At 43.4% G+C, this 18,592-nt stretch carries 23 protein-coding genes; 1 reads left to right on the plus strand and 22 read right to left on the minus strand.

Annotated features, from left to right (window positions below; all coding sequences use genetic code 11):
• Positions 1-6: 6 nt before the first annotated feature.
• From yqeK to Q1X33_RS00290, 19 genes are all read right to left on the minus strand, one after another.
• On the minus strand, positions 7-606 hold the full coding sequence (yqeK, locus tag Q1X33_RS00200) for a bis(5'-nucleosyl)-tetraphosphatase (symmetrical) YqeK (protein WP_005225907.1): 600 nt from the start codon (positions 604-606) through the stop codon (positions 7-9).
• Positions 596-1,237: a nicotinate-nucleotide adenylyltransferase gene (locus tag Q1X33_RS00205; RefSeq protein ID WP_005225906.1), complete on the minus strand. Its 642-nt coding sequence runs from the start codon at positions 1,235-1,237 to the stop codon at positions 596-598. The genes yqeK and Q1X33_RS00205 overlap by 11 nt, the downstream gene beginning before the upstream one ends.
• 12 nt (positions 1,238-1,249) lie before the next feature.
• Positions 1,250-1,561, minus strand: coding sequence for a ribosome assembly RNA-binding protein YhbY (gene yhbY, locus Q1X33_RS00210; protein WP_128431885.1), 312 nt, complete (start codon positions 1,559-1,561; stop codon positions 1,250-1,252).
• A 15-nt stretch (positions 1,562-1,576) separates the two neighbouring features.
• Positions 1,577-2,695 carry a ribosome biogenesis GTPase YqeH gene (gene yqeH, locus Q1X33_RS00215; protein WP_010748089.1) on the minus strand — a complete coding sequence of 373 codons (1,119 nt, stop codon included), beginning with the start codon at positions 2,693-2,695 and terminating at the stop codon, positions 1,577-1,579.
• A gap of 1 nt (position 2,696) precedes the next feature.
• A complete protein-coding gene (locus Q1X33_RS00220) occupies positions 2,697-3,221 on the minus strand; it encodes a YqeG family HAD IIIA-type phosphatase (RefSeq protein WP_005225903.1) in 525 nt (174 codons plus the stop codon).
• Between the two features lie 359 nt (positions 3,222-3,580).
• The gene (locus tag Q1X33_RS00225) at positions 3,581-4,306 is read right to left on the minus strand and encodes an amino acid ABC transporter ATP-binding protein (protein ID WP_005225901.1); all 726 of its coding nucleotides are present in this window, start codon (positions 4,304-4,306) and stop codon (positions 3,581-3,583) included.
• A gap of 16 nt (positions 4,307-4,322) precedes the next feature.
• Entirely contained in the window at positions 4,323-5,012 is a 690-nt protein-coding gene (locus Q1X33_RS00230) for an amino acid ABC transporter permease (RefSeq protein WP_005225900.1), read from the minus strand.
• Between the two features lie 22 nt (positions 5,013-5,034).
• Entirely contained in the window at positions 5,035-5,880 is an 846-nt protein-coding gene (locus tag Q1X33_RS00235) for a transporter substrate-binding domain-containing protein (RefSeq protein ID WP_005225899.1), read from the minus strand.
• Positions 5,881-6,070: 190 nt separating this feature from the next.
• Positions 6,071-6,856, minus strand: coding sequence for an acetyl-CoA carboxylase carboxyl transferase subunit alpha (locus tag Q1X33_RS00240; protein WP_005225898.1), 786 nt, complete (start codon positions 6,854-6,856; stop codon positions 6,071-6,073).
• Positions 6,849-7,718 carry an acetyl-CoA carboxylase, carboxyltransferase subunit beta gene (gene accD / locus Q1X33_RS00245; protein ID WP_005225897.1) on the minus strand — a complete coding sequence of 290 codons (870 nt, stop codon included), beginning with the start codon at positions 7,716-7,718 and terminating at the stop codon, positions 6,849-6,851. Before accD ends, Q1X33_RS00240 begins: the two co-directional genes overlap by 8 nt.
• A gap of 12 nt (positions 7,719-7,730) precedes the next feature.
• Positions 7,731-9,095: an acetyl-CoA carboxylase biotin carboxylase subunit gene (locus Q1X33_RS00250; RefSeq protein WP_005225896.1), complete on the minus strand. Its 1,365-nt coding sequence runs from the start codon at positions 9,093-9,095 to the stop codon at positions 7,731-7,733.
• A gap of 7 nt (positions 9,096-9,102) precedes the next feature.
• Positions 9,103-9,531, minus strand: a complete 429-nt coding sequence (gene fabZ / locus Q1X33_RS00255) for a 3-hydroxyacyl-ACP dehydratase FabZ (protein ID WP_005225895.1) — start codon at positions 9,529-9,531, stop codon at positions 9,103-9,105.
• 4 nt (positions 9,532-9,535) lie between these two features.
• A complete protein-coding gene (gene accB, locus Q1X33_RS00260; RefSeq protein WP_301969445.1) occupies positions 9,536-10,018 on the minus strand; it encodes an acetyl-CoA carboxylase biotin carboxyl carrier protein in 483 nt (160 codons plus the stop codon).
• Entirely contained in the window at positions 10,019-11,257 is a 1,239-nt protein-coding gene (gene fabF, locus Q1X33_RS00265; protein ID WP_005225893.1) for a beta-ketoacyl-ACP synthase II, read from the minus strand. It lies immediately after the preceding gene.
• A gap of 12 nt (positions 11,258-11,269) precedes the next feature.
• The gene (fabG, locus tag Q1X33_RS00270) at positions 11,270-12,007 is read right to left on the minus strand and encodes a 3-oxoacyl-[acyl-carrier-protein] reductase (RefSeq protein ID WP_008378189.1); all 738 of its coding nucleotides are present in this window, start codon (positions 12,005-12,007) and stop codon (positions 11,270-11,272) included.
• A gap of 9 nt (positions 12,008-12,016) precedes the next feature.
• On the minus strand, positions 12,017-12,940 hold the full coding sequence (gene fabD / locus Q1X33_RS00275) for an ACP S-malonyltransferase (RefSeq protein WP_005225891.1): 924 nt from the start codon (positions 12,938-12,940) through the stop codon (positions 12,017-12,019).
• Between the two features lie 123 nt (positions 12,941-13,063).
• A complete protein-coding gene (locus Q1X33_RS00280; protein WP_005225890.1) occupies positions 13,064-13,288 on the minus strand; it encodes an acyl carrier protein in 225 nt (74 codons plus the stop codon).
• 52 nt (positions 13,289-13,340) lie between these two features.
• The gene (locus tag Q1X33_RS00285; RefSeq protein ID WP_005225889.1) at positions 13,341-14,303 is read right to left on the minus strand and encodes a beta-ketoacyl-ACP synthase III; all 963 of its coding nucleotides are present in this window, start codon (positions 14,301-14,303) and stop codon (positions 13,341-13,343) included.
• Positions 14,304-14,312: 9 nt separating this feature from the next.
• Complete coding sequence (locus tag Q1X33_RS00290) at positions 14,313-14,753, minus strand: MarR family winged helix-turn-helix transcriptional regulator (RefSeq protein ID WP_008378199.1); 441 nt, start codon at positions 14,751-14,753, stop codon at positions 14,313-14,315.
• A 320-nt stretch (positions 14,754-15,073) separates the two neighbouring features.
• Here Q1X33_RS00290 and Q1X33_RS00295 point away from each other — a divergent pair, with 320 nt between their 5' ends.
• A complete protein-coding gene (locus tag Q1X33_RS00295; RefSeq protein ID WP_034868523.1) occupies positions 15,074-16,015 on the plus strand; it encodes a GIY-YIG nuclease family protein in 942 nt (313 codons plus the stop codon).
• 68 nt (positions 16,016-16,083) lie between these two features.
• Here the strand turns inward: Q1X33_RS00295 and Q1X33_RS00300 are convergent, their stop codons facing one another.
• From Q1X33_RS00300 to Q1X33_RS00310, 3 genes are all read right to left on the minus strand, one after another.
• Positions 16,084-16,314, minus strand: a complete 231-nt coding sequence (locus Q1X33_RS00300) for a YkuJ family protein (protein WP_005225886.1) — start codon at positions 16,312-16,314, stop codon at positions 16,084-16,086.
• Between the two features lie 83 nt (positions 16,315-16,397).
• Positions 16,398-17,273 carry an NAD(P)-dependent oxidoreductase gene (locus Q1X33_RS00305; protein ID WP_010748078.1) on the minus strand — a complete coding sequence of 292 codons (876 nt, stop codon included), beginning with the start codon at positions 17,271-17,273 and terminating at the stop codon, positions 16,398-16,400.
• 74 nt (positions 17,274-17,347) lie between these two features.
• On the minus strand, positions 17,348-18,580 hold the full coding sequence (locus tag Q1X33_RS00310; RefSeq protein WP_005225884.1) for a glycosyltransferase family 4 protein: 1,233 nt from the start codon (positions 18,578-18,580) through the stop codon (positions 17,348-17,350).
• Between the last annotated feature and the right edge of the window lie 12 nt (positions 18,581-18,592).

The following is an 18,592-nucleotide window of genomic DNA, read 5'->3' on the forward strand; positions in this document are numbered from 1 at the left end:
GACTATCTATGGTAATTCCCTCCTATATTTGGCTACCCAAAAATTGTAGGTTTCGATCGTTTTTGGGTAGATAACTGCTTCTGTTTCGATCAAATGAAGCAAGGTATGTTTCGTTTCGTAAGCAACAGCGGCATCTAAGTCAATCATTGCGATCTCTCTGGCTTCAACGACTCCAGGAAACGTACGTCCGGGTTCGATATAATCTGCCACATAGATGATTTTATCTAACAGGCTCATCTTAGCAGCTCCGGTGGTGTGCAAACGGATCGCTTGTAAGATTTCTTCGTCATCGATTTCTAATTCTCGTTGAACGAAATCAGCACCGACAAGTCCATGCCAGATGGCATTGTTCCAGTTCAAGAGATCCAAGTCGAATCCGTCTCTACGAATGACTAATTGAAATTCTTCATCGCTGCGTTCTTTCGCATAATCATGCGTCAAGGCGGCGATGCTGGCTTTGACCGGTGAAGCACCATATTTTTCCGCAAGGGCAACGGCCGTTTTTTCGACACCTAACACATGCTCAAAGCGCTTTTGACTCATCTGCATTTGGACCTTTTGCATCAAAAGTTCCCGTTCTGCTTGTGTGTAGTGTTCACTCTTCATCCAAGTACAACCCCTTTTCTTGAATATAGTGTAACACATTATCTGGCAATAAGTAGCGAACCGAACAACCTTGTTGCACTTTTTTACGAATTGTTGTTGAGCTGACATCCATTAGCGGGATATCGATCCAAATAATCGGGTATGGGCTATCGATCGGCACTTCTGGACGACGAACCCCCACGAAAGTCACCAATTCCATCAGCTCATCGATTTGATGCCATTTTGGTAAATAGTTCACCATATCCCCGCCAATGATAAAATAATAATTGGTATCTGGATTCTTAGCTGTCAATTCCCGCATCGTATCAACCGTATAACTCTTACCTTTTCGTTCCAACTCAATGGTCTCTACAGCAAATCGCGGATTATCGGCGATCGCCAACTCCAACATCGCCAAGCGGTGCTCCGCTGGGATCGTCTTTTTCTCATCAACATGAGGCGGTAAATACTCAGGCATGAAATAAACTTTATCCAGCCCTAATGCTTGCCCTACTTGCTCACCCATGACCAGATGTGCGTAGTGTACTGGATTAAAATTCCCACCAAGAATGCCCACTTGCTTTTTCGGTACAAGTTCTTGTGTTTGCGTCTCTAAAACCGTTTGTACCTTTCCAAATGTTTGTCCTTGCATGCCTTCTCCCTCCTAAATTGAACGAACTTTGCTTGAAATCGTTTGGTATTTTTCTTTGCTTGACGGTTTGAATAAAACGATCACTCGTCCGATGATCTGTACCACTTCACAGCCGACTTTCTCACGGATCGTTTCAGCTGCTTCGTTAGCAACCTCATCGGTATTTTGGAGCAATGAGACTTTGATCAATTCTCGTTTTTCTAGCGCTTCTTCAATTTGCGCCATCATCGCGTCATTCAAGCCGCCTTTGCCGATTTGAAAAATCGGGTTTAAATGGTGCGCTTCACTTCGTAAAAATCTTTTTTGTTTTCCTCGTAAGTCCATATTCTTCCTTCTTCCTTATACTAATGCTTTACGTCTAAGCACATCGACACCCTTTGGCGCCCACCCAGCGATGACACACGGTTTGGTGATCGTGATCCAGCCAAGTCCAGCAAAAACGATATCGGTTTTTTCTTTGATTGAAAATTCGAAACGGACGAGTTCAGGAAAATCCGCCACTTCATCTGCTCGCGGCGGCTGCAGCAGCCCACCAACATGTTTCTCATAAAACTCATCGGCTTTCGTTAATTTGGTCCGATGGATCGCCACATCATTTGCTACATAAGCAATAAATGAACTGCGTTCTCCTTGAATGAAATCAAATCGGGCAAGTCCTCCTAAGAACAAAGTTTGTTCTGGATTCAACTGATACACCTTTGGTTTGATCTCTTTGGCTGGTGCCACGATTTTTAGATCTTTTTTACCTAAATAATGCGCCATTTGATGACGATGAATAATTCCTGGTGTGTCGATCAAGAAGTGTCCGTCATCCAAGGGAATCTCGATTTTATCCAATGTGGTTCCTGGGAAACGCGAAGTCGTGATCAATTCGTTGATCCCCGCTGTTTGTTTGATGATTTGATTGATCAATGTTGATTTTCCAACATTCGTCACACCCACCACATAGACATCGCGTCCTTCACGATACGTTTCGATCGCTTGCAGTAAAGCTTCCGTTTCACCTGGCTTCTTGGCACTCGTCAATAATACATCCACTGGTCTTAAACCAGCTTCATGAGCACGTTCCTTCATCCATTGGGTCATCTTCGATTTTTTCAAAGATTTTGGCAAAATATCCACCTTGTTGCCCACTAATAAAACAGGATTATTGCCGACAAAGCGGTGCAGTCCTGGGATCAATGAACCATTAAAATCGAAAATATCAACGACATTAACGATCAAGGCTTCTTTTTCCCCGATTTCATTCAGTAGACGCAGAAAATCATCGTCGGTAAGGGAAACATCTTGGATCTCATTGTAATGGCGCAAACGGAAGCAGCGTTGACAATAGACTTCTCCTGATTCAAGTCCTTTTTCTAATGCGGATTGCGGGGTGTAGCCCAATTCATTGGGGTTCGTTGTCTGAATCACTGCCCCGCAGCCGATACAGTGAATTTCTTCGATTCCTTCTGTCATATTAAATTCCTCCACGCCATTTTAACTCTGGGTTGTGCTTCAATAAATAGTTCATGATTTTTCTTTCTGCGGCTCGATTAAATTGGGTTTTCCAAGAATCCGTTGGGATCACTGGTTTCACTAAAATACTGCGAACACCGGCACGATTGGCACCTCGTACATCCGTCATGATTTGATCGCCGATCATCACGACCTCTTCTTTTTTCAAGCCTAATTGTTGATAGCCTTGTTTGATCCCTCTTGAAAAGGGTTTTAATGCGCGGTGTACGTACTTTAAACCAAAGGGCGCAACTGCCCGTGCCACTCGTTCACTATTGTTGTTGGAAACGACAACTACAGGTATCCCAGCATTTTTCATTTCCAGTAGCCAGTTTTTTAGTTCTTCGGTTCCGTCAGGATTGTTCCAAGCAATCAAGGTATTATCAAGATCGGTCAAAATCCCTTTGATCCCCTGTGCCTTTAGTTGGCTAGGGGTGATTTTATAAATCGCATCGACCATCCAAGTCGGTTTATAATTTGAAAACATAAAATCTCCTTTGCTGCATGATTTCTTCACGTATTAAAAATCGGCGACTAGTCATCGATCCAAATTGTCGATCCTTAAAAAGAAACAGTCCGATCTGCCTACAATCACGCAGATGGTTTCTATCAAGATCAGACCTCTTCAACCTGTAATTATACAATAGAATCTTTTTGAATACTAGCAAGTGCGCCAGTTTCTGCAGGTTTCTTGTAAAAGAACTGAAAAAGGAACCTGCCAAGACAACCGTTTGTTCTATCACTTCTTTAAAGTAGTCTTTTTTCCGTCAAAAAAGCATCCTTTTACTGAAAGGATGCTTAGGAAAGGTCCAAATTTATCACTAACAACTGCGAACTTCTCGCAGTTTACAATACTTTACTCAAAAAATCAATGGTTCGTGGATTTTTCGGATGATCAAAGATCTGTTCTGGCGTTCCTTCCTCCATAATGATTCCCTGATCCATAAATAAAATCCGATCCGCGACTTCTTTCGCAAAGCCCATTTCATGAGTGACGATGACCATCGTCATTCCTTGCTGAGCCAAACGCTGCATGACGGACAATACTTCGCCAACCATTTCTGGGTCTAACGCTGAAGTCGGTTCATCAAAGAGCATCACGTCTGGTTCCATCGCCAAGGCACGTGCGATAGCGATTCGTTGCATTTGTCCACCAGAAAGACTTTGAGGATAGGCTTTTGCTTTGTCTGGTAAGCCAACATCATTTAGTAGTTGTTTTGCCAACTGATCAGCCGCCGATTTTGCTACCTTCTTGACTTTCGTCGGGGACAAAGTAATGTTTTCTAAAACCGTCATATTCGGAAAAAGATTAAAATTTTGAAATACCATACCCATTTTTTCACGCATCTTATACAAATCATTCTTTGGATCGGTAATATCGGTTCCTTCAAAAAAGATTTTTCCGCTTGTCGGTACTTCTAATAGGTTCAAACAGCGTAAAAACGTGCTTTTTCCTGACCCAGATGGCCCAATCACCACTACGACTTCTCCTTGATCGATCGTCGTTGTGATCCCTTTTAGCACTTGATTGCTGCCAAAGGTTTTGTGTAAATCTTGAATATCTAACATCATAGCTTGTCTTCTCCTTTTAACGACGATAGCCTTTGCCTAGTTTCTTTTCCCATAAACTCAATAGTCGCGAAGTCGTAAACGTCAAGATGAAGTAAATGACCGCCGCCACATAGAAAGGCGTTAATGGTTGGAAAGAACTGGTGACAACGATCTGCGCACTGTTCATCAGCTCGTAGATGCCGATCGTTGAAAGCAAAGAGGAATCCTTGATCAAAACGATAAATTCATTGCCTAGTGGCGGCAAAATGTTGCGTAGTGCTTGTGGCAATACGACATAACGCATCGTTTGAAAAGGCCGCAACCCTAAAGAACCAGCCGCTTCTGTTTGACCGTAATCAACGGCATTGATTCCCCCTCGGACGATCTCAGCAACATATGCCCCAGAATTAAGCGAGAGCGCAATGATCCCAGGAAATAGCCGCCCAAAATCAAGACTCAACACGCCGATCGAGACCGTCGGCAAGGCAAACATTCCTTGCAAAAGACCAAAAGCGATCAATATCTGCACCAGCATCGGTGTGCCGCGGATGACTTCAATATACGCATTAGCAAACCAGCGCAAAGGCGTCACTTTTGATAATTTCATTAGGGCGAAAATCACCCCTAGAATCGTTCCAAAGATCACGGTGATGATAGAGATCACGATGGTGATCACCACACCAGAAAGAAAATAAGGGTAATATATCGCTAAAAAGGATAAATCCATAATTGTGTCTACTCCGTTCTATCTATTGCGCCGCATTTTCGTTGGCTAGATCTGTGTTCTTTTGTACATACTCATCGATTGTACCATCTTCAATCAATTCTTTCAAAATACTGTTTAGTTCTTCTTGTAATTCGGTACTCCCTTTAGGTAAAGCAATTGCATAAGAATCGCCTTCAGATGCTTCTAATGCTACATCAGTGATCACGAGGTCATCATTTTGTGCAACATACGATTCAGCAACCGCACTTTCAAGGACCAAACCGTCGATCGAGCCTTGTTTCAATTCATTGACTAGATTCGGAACTTTGGCGATGGAAACCAATTGCGAATCAGCTAATTGATCTTGAACGATCATTTCTTGGATCGAGCCTTTTTGAGCGCCTACTTTTTTGCCAGACAAGCTTTCGATTGAATCAAATGCCGATTCATTGTTTTTATTAACAACTAATTTTTGTTCTGGTGTAAAATAGTTATCGGTGAAATCAAAAGTCTGTTTACGTTCGTCAGTTGCTGAGATGCCTGAAACAGCGATATCGGCTTTCCCTTGTTGCAAAGCAGTCAAAACAGCATTGAAATCAAGGTCCAAAATATTCACTTCGACACCAAGACGATCAGCGATCTCATTGACCATATCGATATCTGCGCCCACGATCGTATCTTTGCCATCGATCAAGGCATGAAATTCAAACGGGGCAAAGTCAGCAGAAGTTGCCACATTTAACACACCAGCTGCTTTGATGGCTTCCAATTGATTATCCGCCGAACCGCTGGCACTAGAACTTCCAGTACTCGATGAGCCGCCATTCCCACAAGCTCCTAAAACCAAAATCCCCGTCAATACAACAAGTGCTCCAAATAATTTTTTCATTAAAAACGCTCCTCTTCAAAACAAATATTTATGCAATATAATCTTCTTATATTCAGAATATATACATAATAGCACAGAATAATTAAATTTTAAACTAAAAACTTCGCCATTTGTACGATTTATTCAATAACACTTTTAATAAAAAAATACTAGGATACCCATCCTCTAATCAGAGTGGATATCCTAGTTTTTAAAATCGGCGAAAACGTTGATACCTTGCCTCAAGCAATTCATCTGTTTGCAAGGTAGAAAGTTCGGCAAGTTTCTTTGAAATTGCCGCTTTCATCTGTTCCATCAATTGCTCTTTCGGTAAAAAGGCCTCTTCATGGGTTTCAGCAATCACTTTTTCAATAACACCGAGTTCATATAGTTCTTGAGCTGTGATCTTCATCAAGCCAGCAGCTTCTTTGGCACGGCTGCCATCTTTCCATAGGATCGAAGCAAAGCCTTCGGGAGATAAAATGGCATAGATCGAATGTTCCATCATCCAAACCTCATCGCCTAATGCCAGTGCTAAGGCACCGCCGCTGCCGCCTTCACCAATGATGATTGCCAAGATCGGCACCGTTAAATCGGACATTTCCATCAAGTTACGGGCAATCGCTTCGCCTTCTCCGCGCTCTTCCGCGCCAATACCGCAAAACGCCCCTGCTGTATTGATCAATGTGACCACAGGTCGCTGAAATTTTTCTGCTTGCTTCATTAATCGTAACGCTTTGCGATAACCTTCAGGATGTGGCGAGCCAAAGTTTCTGCGTAAATTTTCAGGCAGATTACGGCCTTTTTGAATACCGATCACGGTCACTGGCTTGCCATCTAAACAAGCAATGCCGCCAACAACGGCTTCATCTTCGCCAAACAGACGGTCTCCATGAAACTCTTCAAACTCAGAAAAAATGCCGTCAAAGTAATCCAGTGCCGTCAAACGGTCTTTGCTGCGAGCGAGTTCAACGATCTCGTAGGCTGCTCTAGTCATTACGATCCCATCCTTTCCGCGTATGCAAAGAAATCAAATGGTGGATTTTCTCCCGCAAGTTCGTCCGCGGAACGATTTGATCGACAAAGCCATGATCTAACAGAAACTCTGCCTTTTGAAAGTCTTCAGGTAGTTCCTGACGAATGGTTTGTTCAATCACACGTCGTCCAGCAAAACCGATCAAGGCTTGCGGTTCTGCCAGGATGATATCCCCTTCCATCGCAAAACTAGCGGTGACGCCACCGGTTGTCGGGTCCGTTAAAACCGTTAGATAAAACAAGCCAGCTTTACTGTGGCGTTTTACCGCCGCAGAGATTTTTGCCATTTGCATCAGTGACAAAATTCCTTCTTGCATCCGCGCACCACCTGAAGCGGTAAAAAGAACAACTGGTAGCTGTTTTTCGATCGCACGTTCAAACAAACGGGTGATCTTCTCCCCCACGACCGTTCCCATACTGCCCATGATGAAATTCGCATCCATGATCCCGATCGCTAACGGCAATCCTTGAACTTTTGCTTCTCCTGTGAGGACAGCCTCATGCAACCCAGTTTTTTCTTGCATTTGTGCGACTTTATCCAAATATCCAGGAAAATCAAGAGGATCTTTTGTGGTTACATCTGTGTCCCATTCTTCAAAACTTTTCTCATCAATCGTGATAGCGATCCGTTCCCAGGCACTGATTCGGAAATTATACCCGCAGTGAGGACAGACTTTCTCTGCCCCCATCTCCTTCGTATAAAGCGTTCGTTTGCAACTAGGACATTTCGCCCAAAGATTATCTGGTACGACTGGTTCGTTCGTTGGCAGCTGACCTCGATTAGGATTGATGCGAATGTAGTTTTTCTTCTTAAATAAAGCCACTCATCTTCCCTCCTATTGTTCAGGTGTCCAATTTGGCAGAAATTCCTCTTGTAAAAAGGCGGTTGTATAGTCTCCCGCAATCACTTTCGGGTGACTGATCAAGTCCATTTGGAATTCTGCATTCGTAATGACACCATCGGTCACTAATTCGGCTAACGCCCGCTGCATCTTCATCAACGCTTCGAAACGGTTCTCGCCGTGAACGATCACTTTAGCGATCATAGAATCATAATAAGGTGGGATCGTGTAGCCAGAATACATGGCACTGTCTACACGAACGCCTAGGCCGCCACTTGGTAAAAACAAATTGTTGATCTTGCCTGGTGACGGCGCAAAATTGAAGGCTGGATTTTCTGCATTGATCCGACATTCGATCGCCGCGCCCGTCATCTTGATGTCTGCTTGCGTCAAACCTAGCGGTTCACCACTAGCGACTTCAAGTTGTTTTTTGACTAAATCAATGTTTGTCACCATTTCGGTGATCGGGTGTTCCACTTGAATTCGAGTGTTCATTTCCATGAAATAAAACTCCCCAGTGTCCGCCATTAAAAACTCGATCGTGCCAGCATTACGATACCCTACCGCTTGTGCGGCACGCACCGCTGCTTCTCCTAGTTCTGCTCGCTTGCTTTCAGAAATCACCACAGAAGGGGATTCTTCCAACACTTTTTGGTTGTTGCGTTGTAGCGAGCAATCGCGTTCACCAAGGTGGATAATATTACCAAAAGAATCACCTAACACTTGCACTTCTATGTGTCGAGCAGGATAAATGATTTTTTCAATGTACATTTCATCGTTGCCAAATGCCGCTTTCGCTTCTTGCTGCGCCGAAGCAAAATGATGAGGCAATGCTTCTTTATCTGCGACTTTCCGTATCCCTTTACCGCCACCGCCGGCCGCAGCTTTGAGCATGACTGGGTAACCAATCTCTTCAGCGATCGTTAAAGCTTCTTCCACATCAGAAATCGCGCCTTTGCTTCCGGGAATGACCGGTACTTCTGCTTCGATCATCAAGCGTCTTGCATTGATTTTGTTTCCCATTGCATCGATAGTCTCACTCTTTGGCCCAATAAAGACGATATTGCATTCCTCGCACATCGCAGCAAAGCGGCTATTCTCTGAAAGGAAGCCAAATCCAGGATGGATCGCCTCAGCCTTTGTGACGATCGCAGCGCTTAGGATCTGCTGTACATTCAAATAAGAGTCGGCTGCTTTGGCAGGTCCGATACAAATCGCTTCATCGGCAAGCTCTGTATGCAACGCTTCTTTATCTGCTTCTGAATAAACGGCGACCGTTTGAATACCTAATTCGCGACAAGCGCGAATGATACGTACGGCGATTTCGCCACGGTTTGCGATCAATACTTTAGAAAACATGTCTCACCTATCCAATCATGAAAGTCAATTCTGCTTCCGCCACTTTTTTCCCATCAACATAGGCAATTCCTTTGCCGATGCCAGCTGCAGATTTCACTTTGATTATTTCTACTTCTAAGATCAAGGTATCGCCTGGTGTTACTTTTTTTCTGAATTTCGCTTTGTCTAAACCGCCAAAGTAGGCAGTTTTCCCACGAAAATCTTCCAATGATAGCAATGCTACAGCACCTGCTTGCGCCATTGCTTCCACGATCAATACTCCGGGCATCACTGGTTCATGGGGAAAATGACCTTGGAAAAACGGCTCATTGATAGTAACGTTTTTCTTCGCAACGACCCGTTTGCCTTCTTCTAACTCCTCTACCCGATCCACTAAAAGCATCGGATAACGATGAGGGATGATTTCTTTGATTTCTTGAATCGTTAATGCGCTCATTGCTTTACCCTTCTTTCACACGGAATAATGGTTGATTGTATTCAACGATTTGTTCGCTTTCAACCAAGACTTCAACTAATTCGCCATCGACGTCACTGACGATTTCATTCATGACTTTCATCGCTTCAACGATACAGAGAATATCACCTTTTTTCACGTGATCGCCGATTTGTTTGAAGTTGTCTTTATCAGGACTTGGTTTCAAATAAACGACACCCACTAATGGAGAGACAACTTCTTTGCCCTCTAAGACAGGTTTTGCCGTTTCTACTGTGTCCGGTGTTGCTGAGACAGCAGGCGTTGGTGCAACAGGAGTTGGCGCAGCATTCGCTGCAGGAGTAGATGCAGGTGCAGAGGATGCACTTTGTAGCCCACTTGTCGTATTTTTATTAAAATAAAGTTCAAATGTCTCTTTTTTTAATCGAAGCTCAGTTAACGTCGATTGATCGAATTGGCTGAGCAGCTCTTTTACCTCATGTGTTTCCAATTACGCTTCCTCCCAACGTTTCATCAAGATCACTGCATTATGACCGCCAAACCCAAGTGAATTACTCATGGCATAGGTCAATTCTGCTGGTTGGCTTTGATTGATAACAACGTTCAAGTCGATCTCAGGATCTTGTTCTGTCACGTTGATGGTTGGTGGAATAAATTGATGTTGTAATGCTAATAGTGAAGCAATGGCTTCGATTCCACCAGCCGCCCCAAGCAAATGACCAGTCATTGACTTTGTACTGCTAACATATGGTTTTTTATAGTCTTCGCCCAAACCGTATTGGATCGATGTCGCTTCTGCACTGTCATTGGCGGGCGTGCTTGTACCGTGGGCATTGATGTAGCCAACTTCAGCCGGGGTGATCGCTGCTTCTTGCATCGCCAATTTCATTGCTTTTCCGGCACCTGATCCATCAGGATTTGGCGCAGTCATATGGTAGGCATCACAGTTCGCACCGTACCCTACGACTTCACCTAAAATCGTTGCCCCACGTTTTTGCGCATGCGCCAATGATTCTAAAATGAAGACGCCAGCGCCTTCACCCATGACAAACCCACTACGATTTTTATCAAACGGAACGGAAGCTTTGTCAGGGTCTGATTCAGTGGTTAACGCCGTCAGAGACGCAAAACCAGCAATACCGATTTCACAGATCGTCGCTTCTGAACCACCAGCGATCATAACATCTGCGTAGCCATGCTTGATGTTCCGAAAAGCTTCACCGATTGAATGGGTACCAGAAGCACAGGCGGAAACAGTCGTCGTACAAATGCCTTTCGCACCTACCCGTAATGCAATGTTGCCGGCAACCATATTTACGATCGACATCGGTACGAACATTGGTGATACCCGATTTGCTCCTTTGTCATGCATCCGAATCACTTGGTCTTGAATCGTTGGCAAGCCGCCGATCCCTGAACCAACCATCACGCCAAAACGATCCACATCAATGGTTTCTGTATCTAACTTCGCCATTTCCATCGCTTCTAACGCCGCATAAATTCCATAAATGGAAAAAAGATCCATCCGCTTCGTATCTTTTTTAACGAAGTACTTTTCTAACGGAAAATCTTTGACTTCAGCGGCAACTGAGATCCCTGTTGCATCTGCGTCAAATTTTGTAATCGGGCCGATGCCGTTGGTCCCGTTTTGTAAACTTGCTAAAAATGTTTCGGGGTCATTTCCGATTGGAGAAGTGACGCCGTATCCTGTAACTACTACTCGATTCATCTATTCTTCCTCCTACCCTTGCATTGCCATCCCGCCGTCTACACTGATCACCTGACCAGTGATGTAGGGGCTTTTTGCTAAAAAGACTGCTGTTTGCGCAACATCCTGTGTGGAACCAAAACGCTGTAACGGAATATTTGCCAATGATTGTTCTTTGACTTTATCCGACAGCACTTCAGTCATCTCTGTTTCGATAAATCCTGGGGCGATCGCATTGCATGTGATCCCCCGAGCGGCACCTTCACGAGCGGCAGATTTCGTAAAACCGATCACGCCAGCTTTACTTGCCGCATAGTTGGCTTGCCCGATATTTCCCGTCAAGCCGACCACACTCGTCAAATTGATGATGCGGCCTTCTCGCAGCTTCATCATTTTTTTCAACGCGTGCTGCGTCATATTGAAGGTACCAGTCAAATTGATTTTGATCACTGAATCAAAATCTTCGGGTTTCATTCTCAACAATAATTTGTCATTCGTGATCCCGGCATTATTGACTAAAATGTGGATCGGTCCGACTGCCGCTTCTGCTTCTAAAAGCATGGCTGCCGCTTGATCAAAATCAGAAATGTCCCCATTGATCGCTACACATTTCACGCCGTAGCTGGTGATGCGATCGATCAGTGACTGGGGAATTTCTTTTCGTCCATTTAAAACGATATTCGCTCCTTCTTTGGCAAAGGCTTCCGCGATGGTAAAACCGATCCCTCGCGAGCTACCAGTTACAAAGACGTTTCTATTTTGCAGATCCATAAATTCCTCCTAGTTGAATCGGGCTAGTGTATCTGCCAACGTTTGGCTATCTTCTACACGCGCAGTCTGTATTTCTTTGTCTATTTTCTTCATAAAACCGCTCAATACTTTTCCTGGTCCGATCTCGATGACTTGTTGGATGCCAAGCTGCTTCAGTGTCGCAATGCTTTCGTAAAAACGCACTGGCGATTTCACTTGCAGCGTCAACAGTTCCTTGATTTGGTCTTGCTGCATTGGCTGCGCGGTCGTATTGCTGATGACAGGTACTTGTAACTCATCAAAGGTGATTTGAGCTAATTCCTGTGCTAATTGCTGCGATGCGGGTTCCAACAAAGCAGTATGGAAAGGACCGCTGACATTTAAAGGAATCACCCGTTTGGTTCCAGCAGCTTGTAACAATTCCACCGCTTTATCCACTGCCGGCGCTTCACCGCCAATGACGATCTGCTGCGGCGTATTGTAATTCGCTGGTGTCACGATCCCCACTTGACTTGCTTCTTTACAGATTTCTTCAATCGTTTCAGCGGGTGTGTTCATCACAGCGACCATTTTCCCAACACCTGCTGGCGCTGCACTTGCCATATACCGACCGCGCTTTTGCACCAATGCGACTGCTGTCTGGAAATCAAGCGCACCACTAGCGACTAAGGCTGTATATTCGCCTAAACTCAAGCCAGCAACAGCATCTGCTTTGATTCCTTGCGCATCCAAAAGTCGCCAAAAAGCCGTACTTACCGTTAAGATGGCAGGCTGCGTATATTCCGTCTGGTTTAAACGTTCGTTTTCAGTAAAGCATAGCTCGGCCATATCATATCCTAGAATGGTGCTGGCTTGTTCAAACGTCTCACGAACGATTGCTTCTTGGTGATAGAGCTCTTCTCCCATTTGGGGGTACTGTGCGCCTTGACCGCTAAATAAAAAGGCTGTCTTCATCTTGCACTCCTTCATTACTTTGATCGTTGTCGTTGGAGAACATGGCTTCTTGCAGTTCGTCTATGAATCAGCAAAAACACGTTCTTAAAAAGGAAAGGCTAGGCTGTCTGCCTAGCCTTTGTTTTATGCTTGTTGTTTTTCTACATATTTAACTAGATCTTCAACGGTTGTGATACCATCTTCTGTTTCGATCTTCACATCGAATTCATCTTCGATCTCGTTAATGATTTGGAAAAGATCCAAGCTGTCTGCTTCTAAATCTTCTTGGATGTTTGTGTTCAATTTGATTTCTTCTTTTTCTTTTCCTAATTCTTCTGCTACGATTTCTTGAATTTTTTCGAATACCATGTGTATATTCCTCCAATGTGTTTTTCAATAGTAATTTTGTTTCGTGAACAAGTTATAAGGTGGCTAACATAGTTCCCCATGTCAATCCGCCGCCAAAACCTGAGAACACCACTTTTTGACCACTGCCAAGTGACAGTGTACCTCGTTTGATTTCTTCATCTAGCAATAACGGAATCGAGGCTGCCGAAGTATTGCCATAATCTTGCATATTTTGCAAAAATTTCTCACGGGGCTGCTTCAGCTTGCGAGCAACTTTGTCTAAAATACGTGAATTTGCTTGGTGAAGCAAAAAATAATCGATTGCTTCATCTTGTGTCAGATCATTGATCGAGGCGACCACATCACGCGTCGCAAAATCAAAGATTTCTCGTCCAATCATTTGCATACAAGCACTATACGCCGGAGCGTTTTGTGAAAAAGGATTCTCATTCGTTCGAAAACCAGATGTTAAGGACATGCCTCGCGTCCCATCTGCTTTTAAAGACTCTTTGAGCAAATGCTGCTCTGAAGATGCTTCCAGCAATAGACCGCCGGCACCATCTCCGAATAAAACAGCCGTCGAACGGTCGTTCCAATCCAAGACTTTTGAAAGTACTTCTCCACCGATGACCAATCCTTTTTTAGCGCCCGTTCGAATCAGTTTTTCAGCCATAGACAATGCATACACGAAACCAGCACATGCTGCACTGATATCAAAAGCAAAGGCATTGACTGCCCCAATCGCCCCTTGGACTTGGCAAGCAACCGCCGGTGTATTGAAATCCGGTGTGATCGTCGCTACCAAGATAAAATCTAGACTTTCTGCTGAAAGCTGAGCATCTTGCAAAAGCGTTTGAGCGACGCGAATACAAAGGTCTGAAGTGTTTTCGCCGACAGCGACTCTTCTTCGTTTGATTCCCGTGCGAGAATGGATCCACTCATCTGAAGTATCCATCAAATTTGATAAATCATCATTTGTTACGATTTTTTCTGGAACATAACTTGCAGTCGCGGTAATTTTTCCAAACATATTCATCCATTATTCTCACTTATAATCTTGTAAAAAGTCATGCAGATTTTTCAGTGCTTTCAACAGTGCCTGTTCCTCTTCAGGAGACATCTGACTCAAGACACCTTTCACCATCTCACGATGAAAATGCTGATGAACACGATAAAGGAGTTTTCCTTTTTTCGTCAAACCTAGTTTGACGACTCGCCGATCATCTTCACTGCGAATCCGTTCTACATATTCTTTTTTCACCAAACGATTGATCGCGATGGTCAAAGTCCCAACAGTGATCGAAAGCTCTTTGGCAACTTCAGTCGTGGTCTTTTTTTTGTACATCCCGATGGCTTCGATGGTATGCATTTCGGTAATTGAAAGGTCTTTGAATTGAGATTTTTTCAATTCAGATTCTTCAATCACTAAGATGTCATTAAAGACGCTGACTAAGTAGTCATTAACTGTTTCTAAATTGGGTTCCATAACCTTCACCATCCGAATACTTTGATAATCAAATCATTTGATAGTCAAACTATATCGGAAGTTATTGAGAAATGCAAGAATTTTTTCGAACTTTTTTTATTTTTAAGCGCATTTTTATTTAAGAATTGATTTTCTAAGATTTTAAAAGCTGCGAGTTGACAAAATAATCCGTTTCCGTTATAAAGAAATTTCCTTTGAATGTCAAAGTTTATCATTTTGTTGCCTCCACTCTATTTCTAATTTTTTCTTGTCGATGGCCAGCAAACGTTGCTCTCTTACGCTTCATCTGCTACTCTTTGAAGGAAGGAGAGGAACGATCGATGAATCCGAACAAAGAGTTTTTAAAAAACAAAGCAAATGCACTGCCTGAAAAGCCTGGTGTTTATTTAATGAAAGATCAGCACAACGAAGTCTTGTATGTAGGAAAAGCCAAATCATTGAAACAGCGTGTCGTTTCTTACTTCCGAAAAAACCAGCAGCATGCCAATAAGGTGCTTCGACTTGTTTATAATGTCGTTGATTTTGAAACGATCGAAACAGATACAGAATTGGATGCACTATTACTTGAATGTCGTTTGATCCAAGCTTTTCATCCTATCTACAACCGACAAATGAACCATTCAGCCAACTATTGCTTTGTTGACTTGACAAATCATACCTTCACGATCACTCAAACACCACAAATTGGCAGTTATGGCCCCTTTCGGCAAACAAAAAAATTGCCAGCATTGTTTCAATTATTGTCAGAAACCTTTCAATTGCCGACTGTCAACGAACTGACGCTATTGACCTTGCGTAAGCAGCTCCCTCAAATGGATGCGTATCCCTTGGAACAGAAGTGGCGAGAAATCGGCTGTTTTTTTGCAGGAAAGAAGACCGATTGTTTTTCACTCCTTAAAAAACGCTTAGCATACCTGATTGATCACCTATTGTTTGAGCAAGCTAGTGTACTGCAGCGCGAGATCCATTTAGCACAAAGCTTTTACCAAGAAATCGTGAGGGTCAATCAGTTTATTCAAGAACCAGAAGTGATTTTTTCTATTCTCCTTGACTTAGAGGAGCCAGGATCACAGACGACTCAAATCAAATACTATCAAGTTAGCTTTGGCAAGTTGATCCAAACAAAAGTTCTTTCTCCCGAGGAAACATTCCAGCCACTCCCGCCAGCAAGCGCTGCGCTTCCTTTAGCCCCGGAAGATCTCGATCCATTAGGGATCATCCTTAATCACTTGTATCGCCAAGAAAAAGCAGCAGATAAATAAAAAACAGCAAGCCCAAGTAGGCTTGCTGTTTAGAAATGAGAAAGCGACGACGAACGTCCCACTCATTCTTATTGGATCAAATCATAGATTTCCATGGCTACAATATCAACGTTATCAAATTGATAAGATTGACTTGATTCTGCTTCCGTTAATTCAAACGTTTCTGTCGAATTGTCATAAGTAACGGTACATTTTTCGACGCCTTCTTTTTCAAAACGACGTACTTGAACTTCATTGTCTTGCGCTTCGACCATCGCTTCTAAACGTTTGATGATAGCGACTAATTGCGAACTTTTCATTCGTAAGCCTCCTTTTTCTGTCCGTTATATTGTATCAAAACATCCTCTATCTTGCATTGATTTTTCGTATTTTTTTTGTCATTTTAAGATTTTTTTCCATCTTGCCACCAAAGTTTAATCAGCGCCTGCGTTCCGTCATTTTCGAAGCCTTTTTCAGCTAACTGATCATACAATTTTTTAGCTAAAGCGGTGCTTGGCAAATCCAATCCCATCTTCTTGGCCTCATCCAAAGCGATCCCCAAATCTTTGATGAAATGTTTGACAAAAAAGCCTGGAGAATAATCCTCTTTTAGGATACGAGGACTGTAATTCGTCATGGACCAATTGGCTGCCCCACCGCCAGAAAGCGTGTCAATCACTCGTGGTAAATCAAGACCGGCTTGATTCGCATAGACCAGCATTTCTGTCATCCCCGTCATGGTTCCGGCAATCATGATCTGATTGGCCATTTTCGTATGCTGACCTTTTCCTGCCCCTCCTTGAAGTTGAAACGTCTTTCCTAATACTTCAAAAAGTGGTTTTACTTGTTGGTAAGCTTCTTCATCGCCACCAACCATAATCGTTAGCGTAGCGTTTCTCGCACCAAGATCCCCACCAGAAACTGGCGCATCGATACTCGCTGCTCCTTTTTCCTTCGCTGTCTGGTAGATTCGTTCTGCCAAATCAGGTGTACTGGTGGTAAAATCCACCAATGTTTTGCCCGTCACAGCCGTTTGAAAAATCCCTTGAGGCCCATAGTAAACCTCTTCAACATCGGATGGATAACCAACCATTGTAAAGATGATTTCACTTTCTGATGCAACTTCTGTTGGGGTGTCACACCAAATTGCTCCATTCGCAACGAGTTCATCTGTTTTTTCTTTCGTCCGATTGTAAACATTCACTGTATGTCCTGCAGCTAAGAGATGACCAACCATCGCTTGACCCATGACACCAGTACCGATAAATCCTAACTCCATGCAGATCCCTCCAAAATAAAAAAGTTCATGTCTTTAGTATACGCTAAAAACATGAACTTGCGAAAATTTTCTGTTTAATCGATCGTTCGGCGAAAGGCCTTTAATTTTACTTTGAATTTTTCTAGCGTCTGCTCGGTTTCTTTTTCGATGCGTTCTGTTTCATAATAAGCGACCATGTCATGGTAGAAAGATAGCATCGACTCACCGAAGCGCAATGCCGAGATCTCGTACATTTTTCTAGCAAGAACTTCGGGATCAGCAGGAATCTTTCGTTCATAATAATCAATAAATGCTTTTGCGAAATCCCGATCACTCTCATAGGTGACGCCTAAAGACGGATCATCGATCAAGGTGTTTAAGTAGTCATTGCCTTCAACGACTAACGGTGTTCCAGCAGCCATTGCTTCCGTGTAAGTCAGTCCTTGTGTTTCTGATGTGGAGGCACTGACGAAGTAATCGGCAGCATGGTAATAGATCGCCACTTTATCATTTGCCACTTCACCGACAAATTGAACATGGTCAGATAAAGCCATATCCACCACTTTTTCTTCTAATTTTTCTTTATGCGGACCTTTCCCAACGATCACTAATTGCGCATCAGGAATCTTCGTTAAAATTTCTGGCATGCCGTCGATGATTGCTTGGATATTTTTTTCATAAGAAATACGACTGAGGGAAAGCAGCATGGGTTGATTCTCAGTGATGCCCAATTTCTCCCGCAATTCTTTTTTCATGTCAGTTGTAATATCCGGTCGGCGAAACTTCTCAACTTCGATCCCTGTGGGGATGATCCGCATTGGTGAAACCACACCATACCCTCTCAGCGTATCGATGACCCGTTCACTTGGACAAACAACACCTGTCGAGTGGTTGGCAAATAGCCGTGAAAGATATTTCACGTGAGATGGCCGCAAGACCTTTCCGTTTGCGATGTAGTGCAAGTAATCTTCATACATTGTATGGTAGGTATGGATCACAGGAATCTGCAATTTACGCCCCACCATTTTCCCCAACATCCCAGAACCAAACTCTGTATGGGTATGGATCAATTCCAATTCTAATTCTTTGGCGATCAAATAGGCATACAACATGCCGCGAACCACGATTCGCCGATCTTTGAAGGACACAAACGGGACACTTGGCATGCGAATGATATCTTCTTCGTCCAGATCAGCATTTGGATCGGTCGTTGTAAAGATATACACTTTATGGCCTTTTTTCTCAAGCTCTTCTTTCAATGTCTTGATCGATGTCGCCACACCACTTACCTGGGGGAAGTAGGTGTCAGTAAAAAATCCGATTTTCAAAACGGTACCTCC

This window comes from Enterococcus sp. B2E4 (assembly GCF_030499455.1).
Lineage (GTDB): Bacteria > Bacillota > Bacilli > Lactobacillales > Enterococcaceae > Enterococcus_D > Enterococcus_D casseliflavus.

Coding starts and splice junctions, on each gene's coding strand:
- yqeK (WP_005225907.1), bottom strand. CDS start 606: ATGAAGAGTGAACACTACACACAAGCAGAACGGGAACTTTTGATGCAA.
- Q1X33_RS00205 (WP_005225906.1), bottom strand. CDS start 1,237: ATGCAAGGACAAACATTTGGAAAGGTACAAACGGTTTTAGAGACGCAA.
- yhbY (WP_128431885.1), bottom strand. CDS start 1,561: ATGGACTTACGAGGAAAACAAAAAAGATTTTTACGAAGTGAAGCGCAC.
- yqeH (WP_010748089.1), bottom strand. CDS start 2,695: ATGACAGAAGGAATCGAAGAAATTCACTGTATCGGCTGCGGGGCAGTG.
- Q1X33_RS00220 (WP_005225903.1), bottom strand. CDS start 3,221: ATGTTTTCAAATTATAAACCGACTTGGATGGTCGATGCGATTTATAAA.
- Q1X33_RS00225 (WP_005225901.1), bottom strand. CDS start 4,306: ATGATGTTAGATATTCAAGATTTACACAAAACCTTTGGCAGCAATCAA.
- Q1X33_RS00230 (WP_005225900.1), bottom strand. CDS start 5,012: ATGGATTTATCCTTTTTAGCGATATATTACCCTTATTTTCTTTCTGGT.
- Q1X33_RS00235 (WP_005225899.1), bottom strand. CDS start 5,880: ATGAAAAAATTATTTGGAGCACTTGTTGTATTGACGGGGATTTTGGTT.
- Q1X33_RS00240 (WP_005225898.1), bottom strand. CDS start 6,856: ATGACTAGAGCAGCCTACGAGATCGTTGAACTCGCTCGCAGCAAAGAC.
- Q1X33_RS00250 (WP_005225896.1), bottom strand. CDS start 9,095: ATGTTTTCTAAAGTATTGATCGCAAACCGTGGCGAAATCGCCGTACGT.
- fabZ (WP_005225895.1), bottom strand. CDS start 9,531: ATGAGCGCATTAACGATTCAAGAAATCAAAGAAATCATCCCTCATCGT.
- fabF (WP_005225893.1), bottom strand. CDS start 11,257: ATGAATCGAGTAGTAGTTACAGGATACGGCGTCACTTCTCCAATCGGA.
- fabG (WP_008378189.1), bottom strand. CDS start 12,007: ATGGATCTGCAAAATAGAAACGTCTTTGTAACTGGTAGCTCGCGAGGG.
- fabD (WP_005225891.1), bottom strand. CDS start 12,940: ATGAAGACAGCCTTTTTATTTAGCGGTCAAGGCGCACAGTACCCCCAA.
- Q1X33_RS00280 (WP_005225890.1), bottom strand. CDS start 13,288: ATGGTATTCGAAAAAATTCAAGAAATCGTAGCAGAAGAATTAGGAAAA.
- Q1X33_RS00285 (WP_005225889.1), bottom strand. CDS start 14,303: ATGAATATGTTTGGAAAAATTACCGCGACTGCAAGTTATGTTCCAGAA.
- Q1X33_RS00290 (WP_008378199.1), bottom strand. CDS start 14,753: ATGGAACCCAATTTAGAAACAGTTAATGACTACTTAGTCAGCGTCTTT.
- Q1X33_RS00295 (WP_034868523.1), top strand. CDS start 15,074: ATGAATCCGAACAAAGAGTTTTTAAAAAACAAAGCAAATGCACTGCCT.
- Q1X33_RS00300 (WP_005225886.1), bottom strand. CDS start 16,314: ATGAAAAGTTCGCAATTAGTCGCTATCATCAAACGTTTAGAAGCGATG.
- Q1X33_RS00305 (WP_010748078.1), bottom strand. CDS start 17,273: ATGGAGTTAGGATTTATCGGTACTGGTGTCATGGGTCAAGCGATGGTT.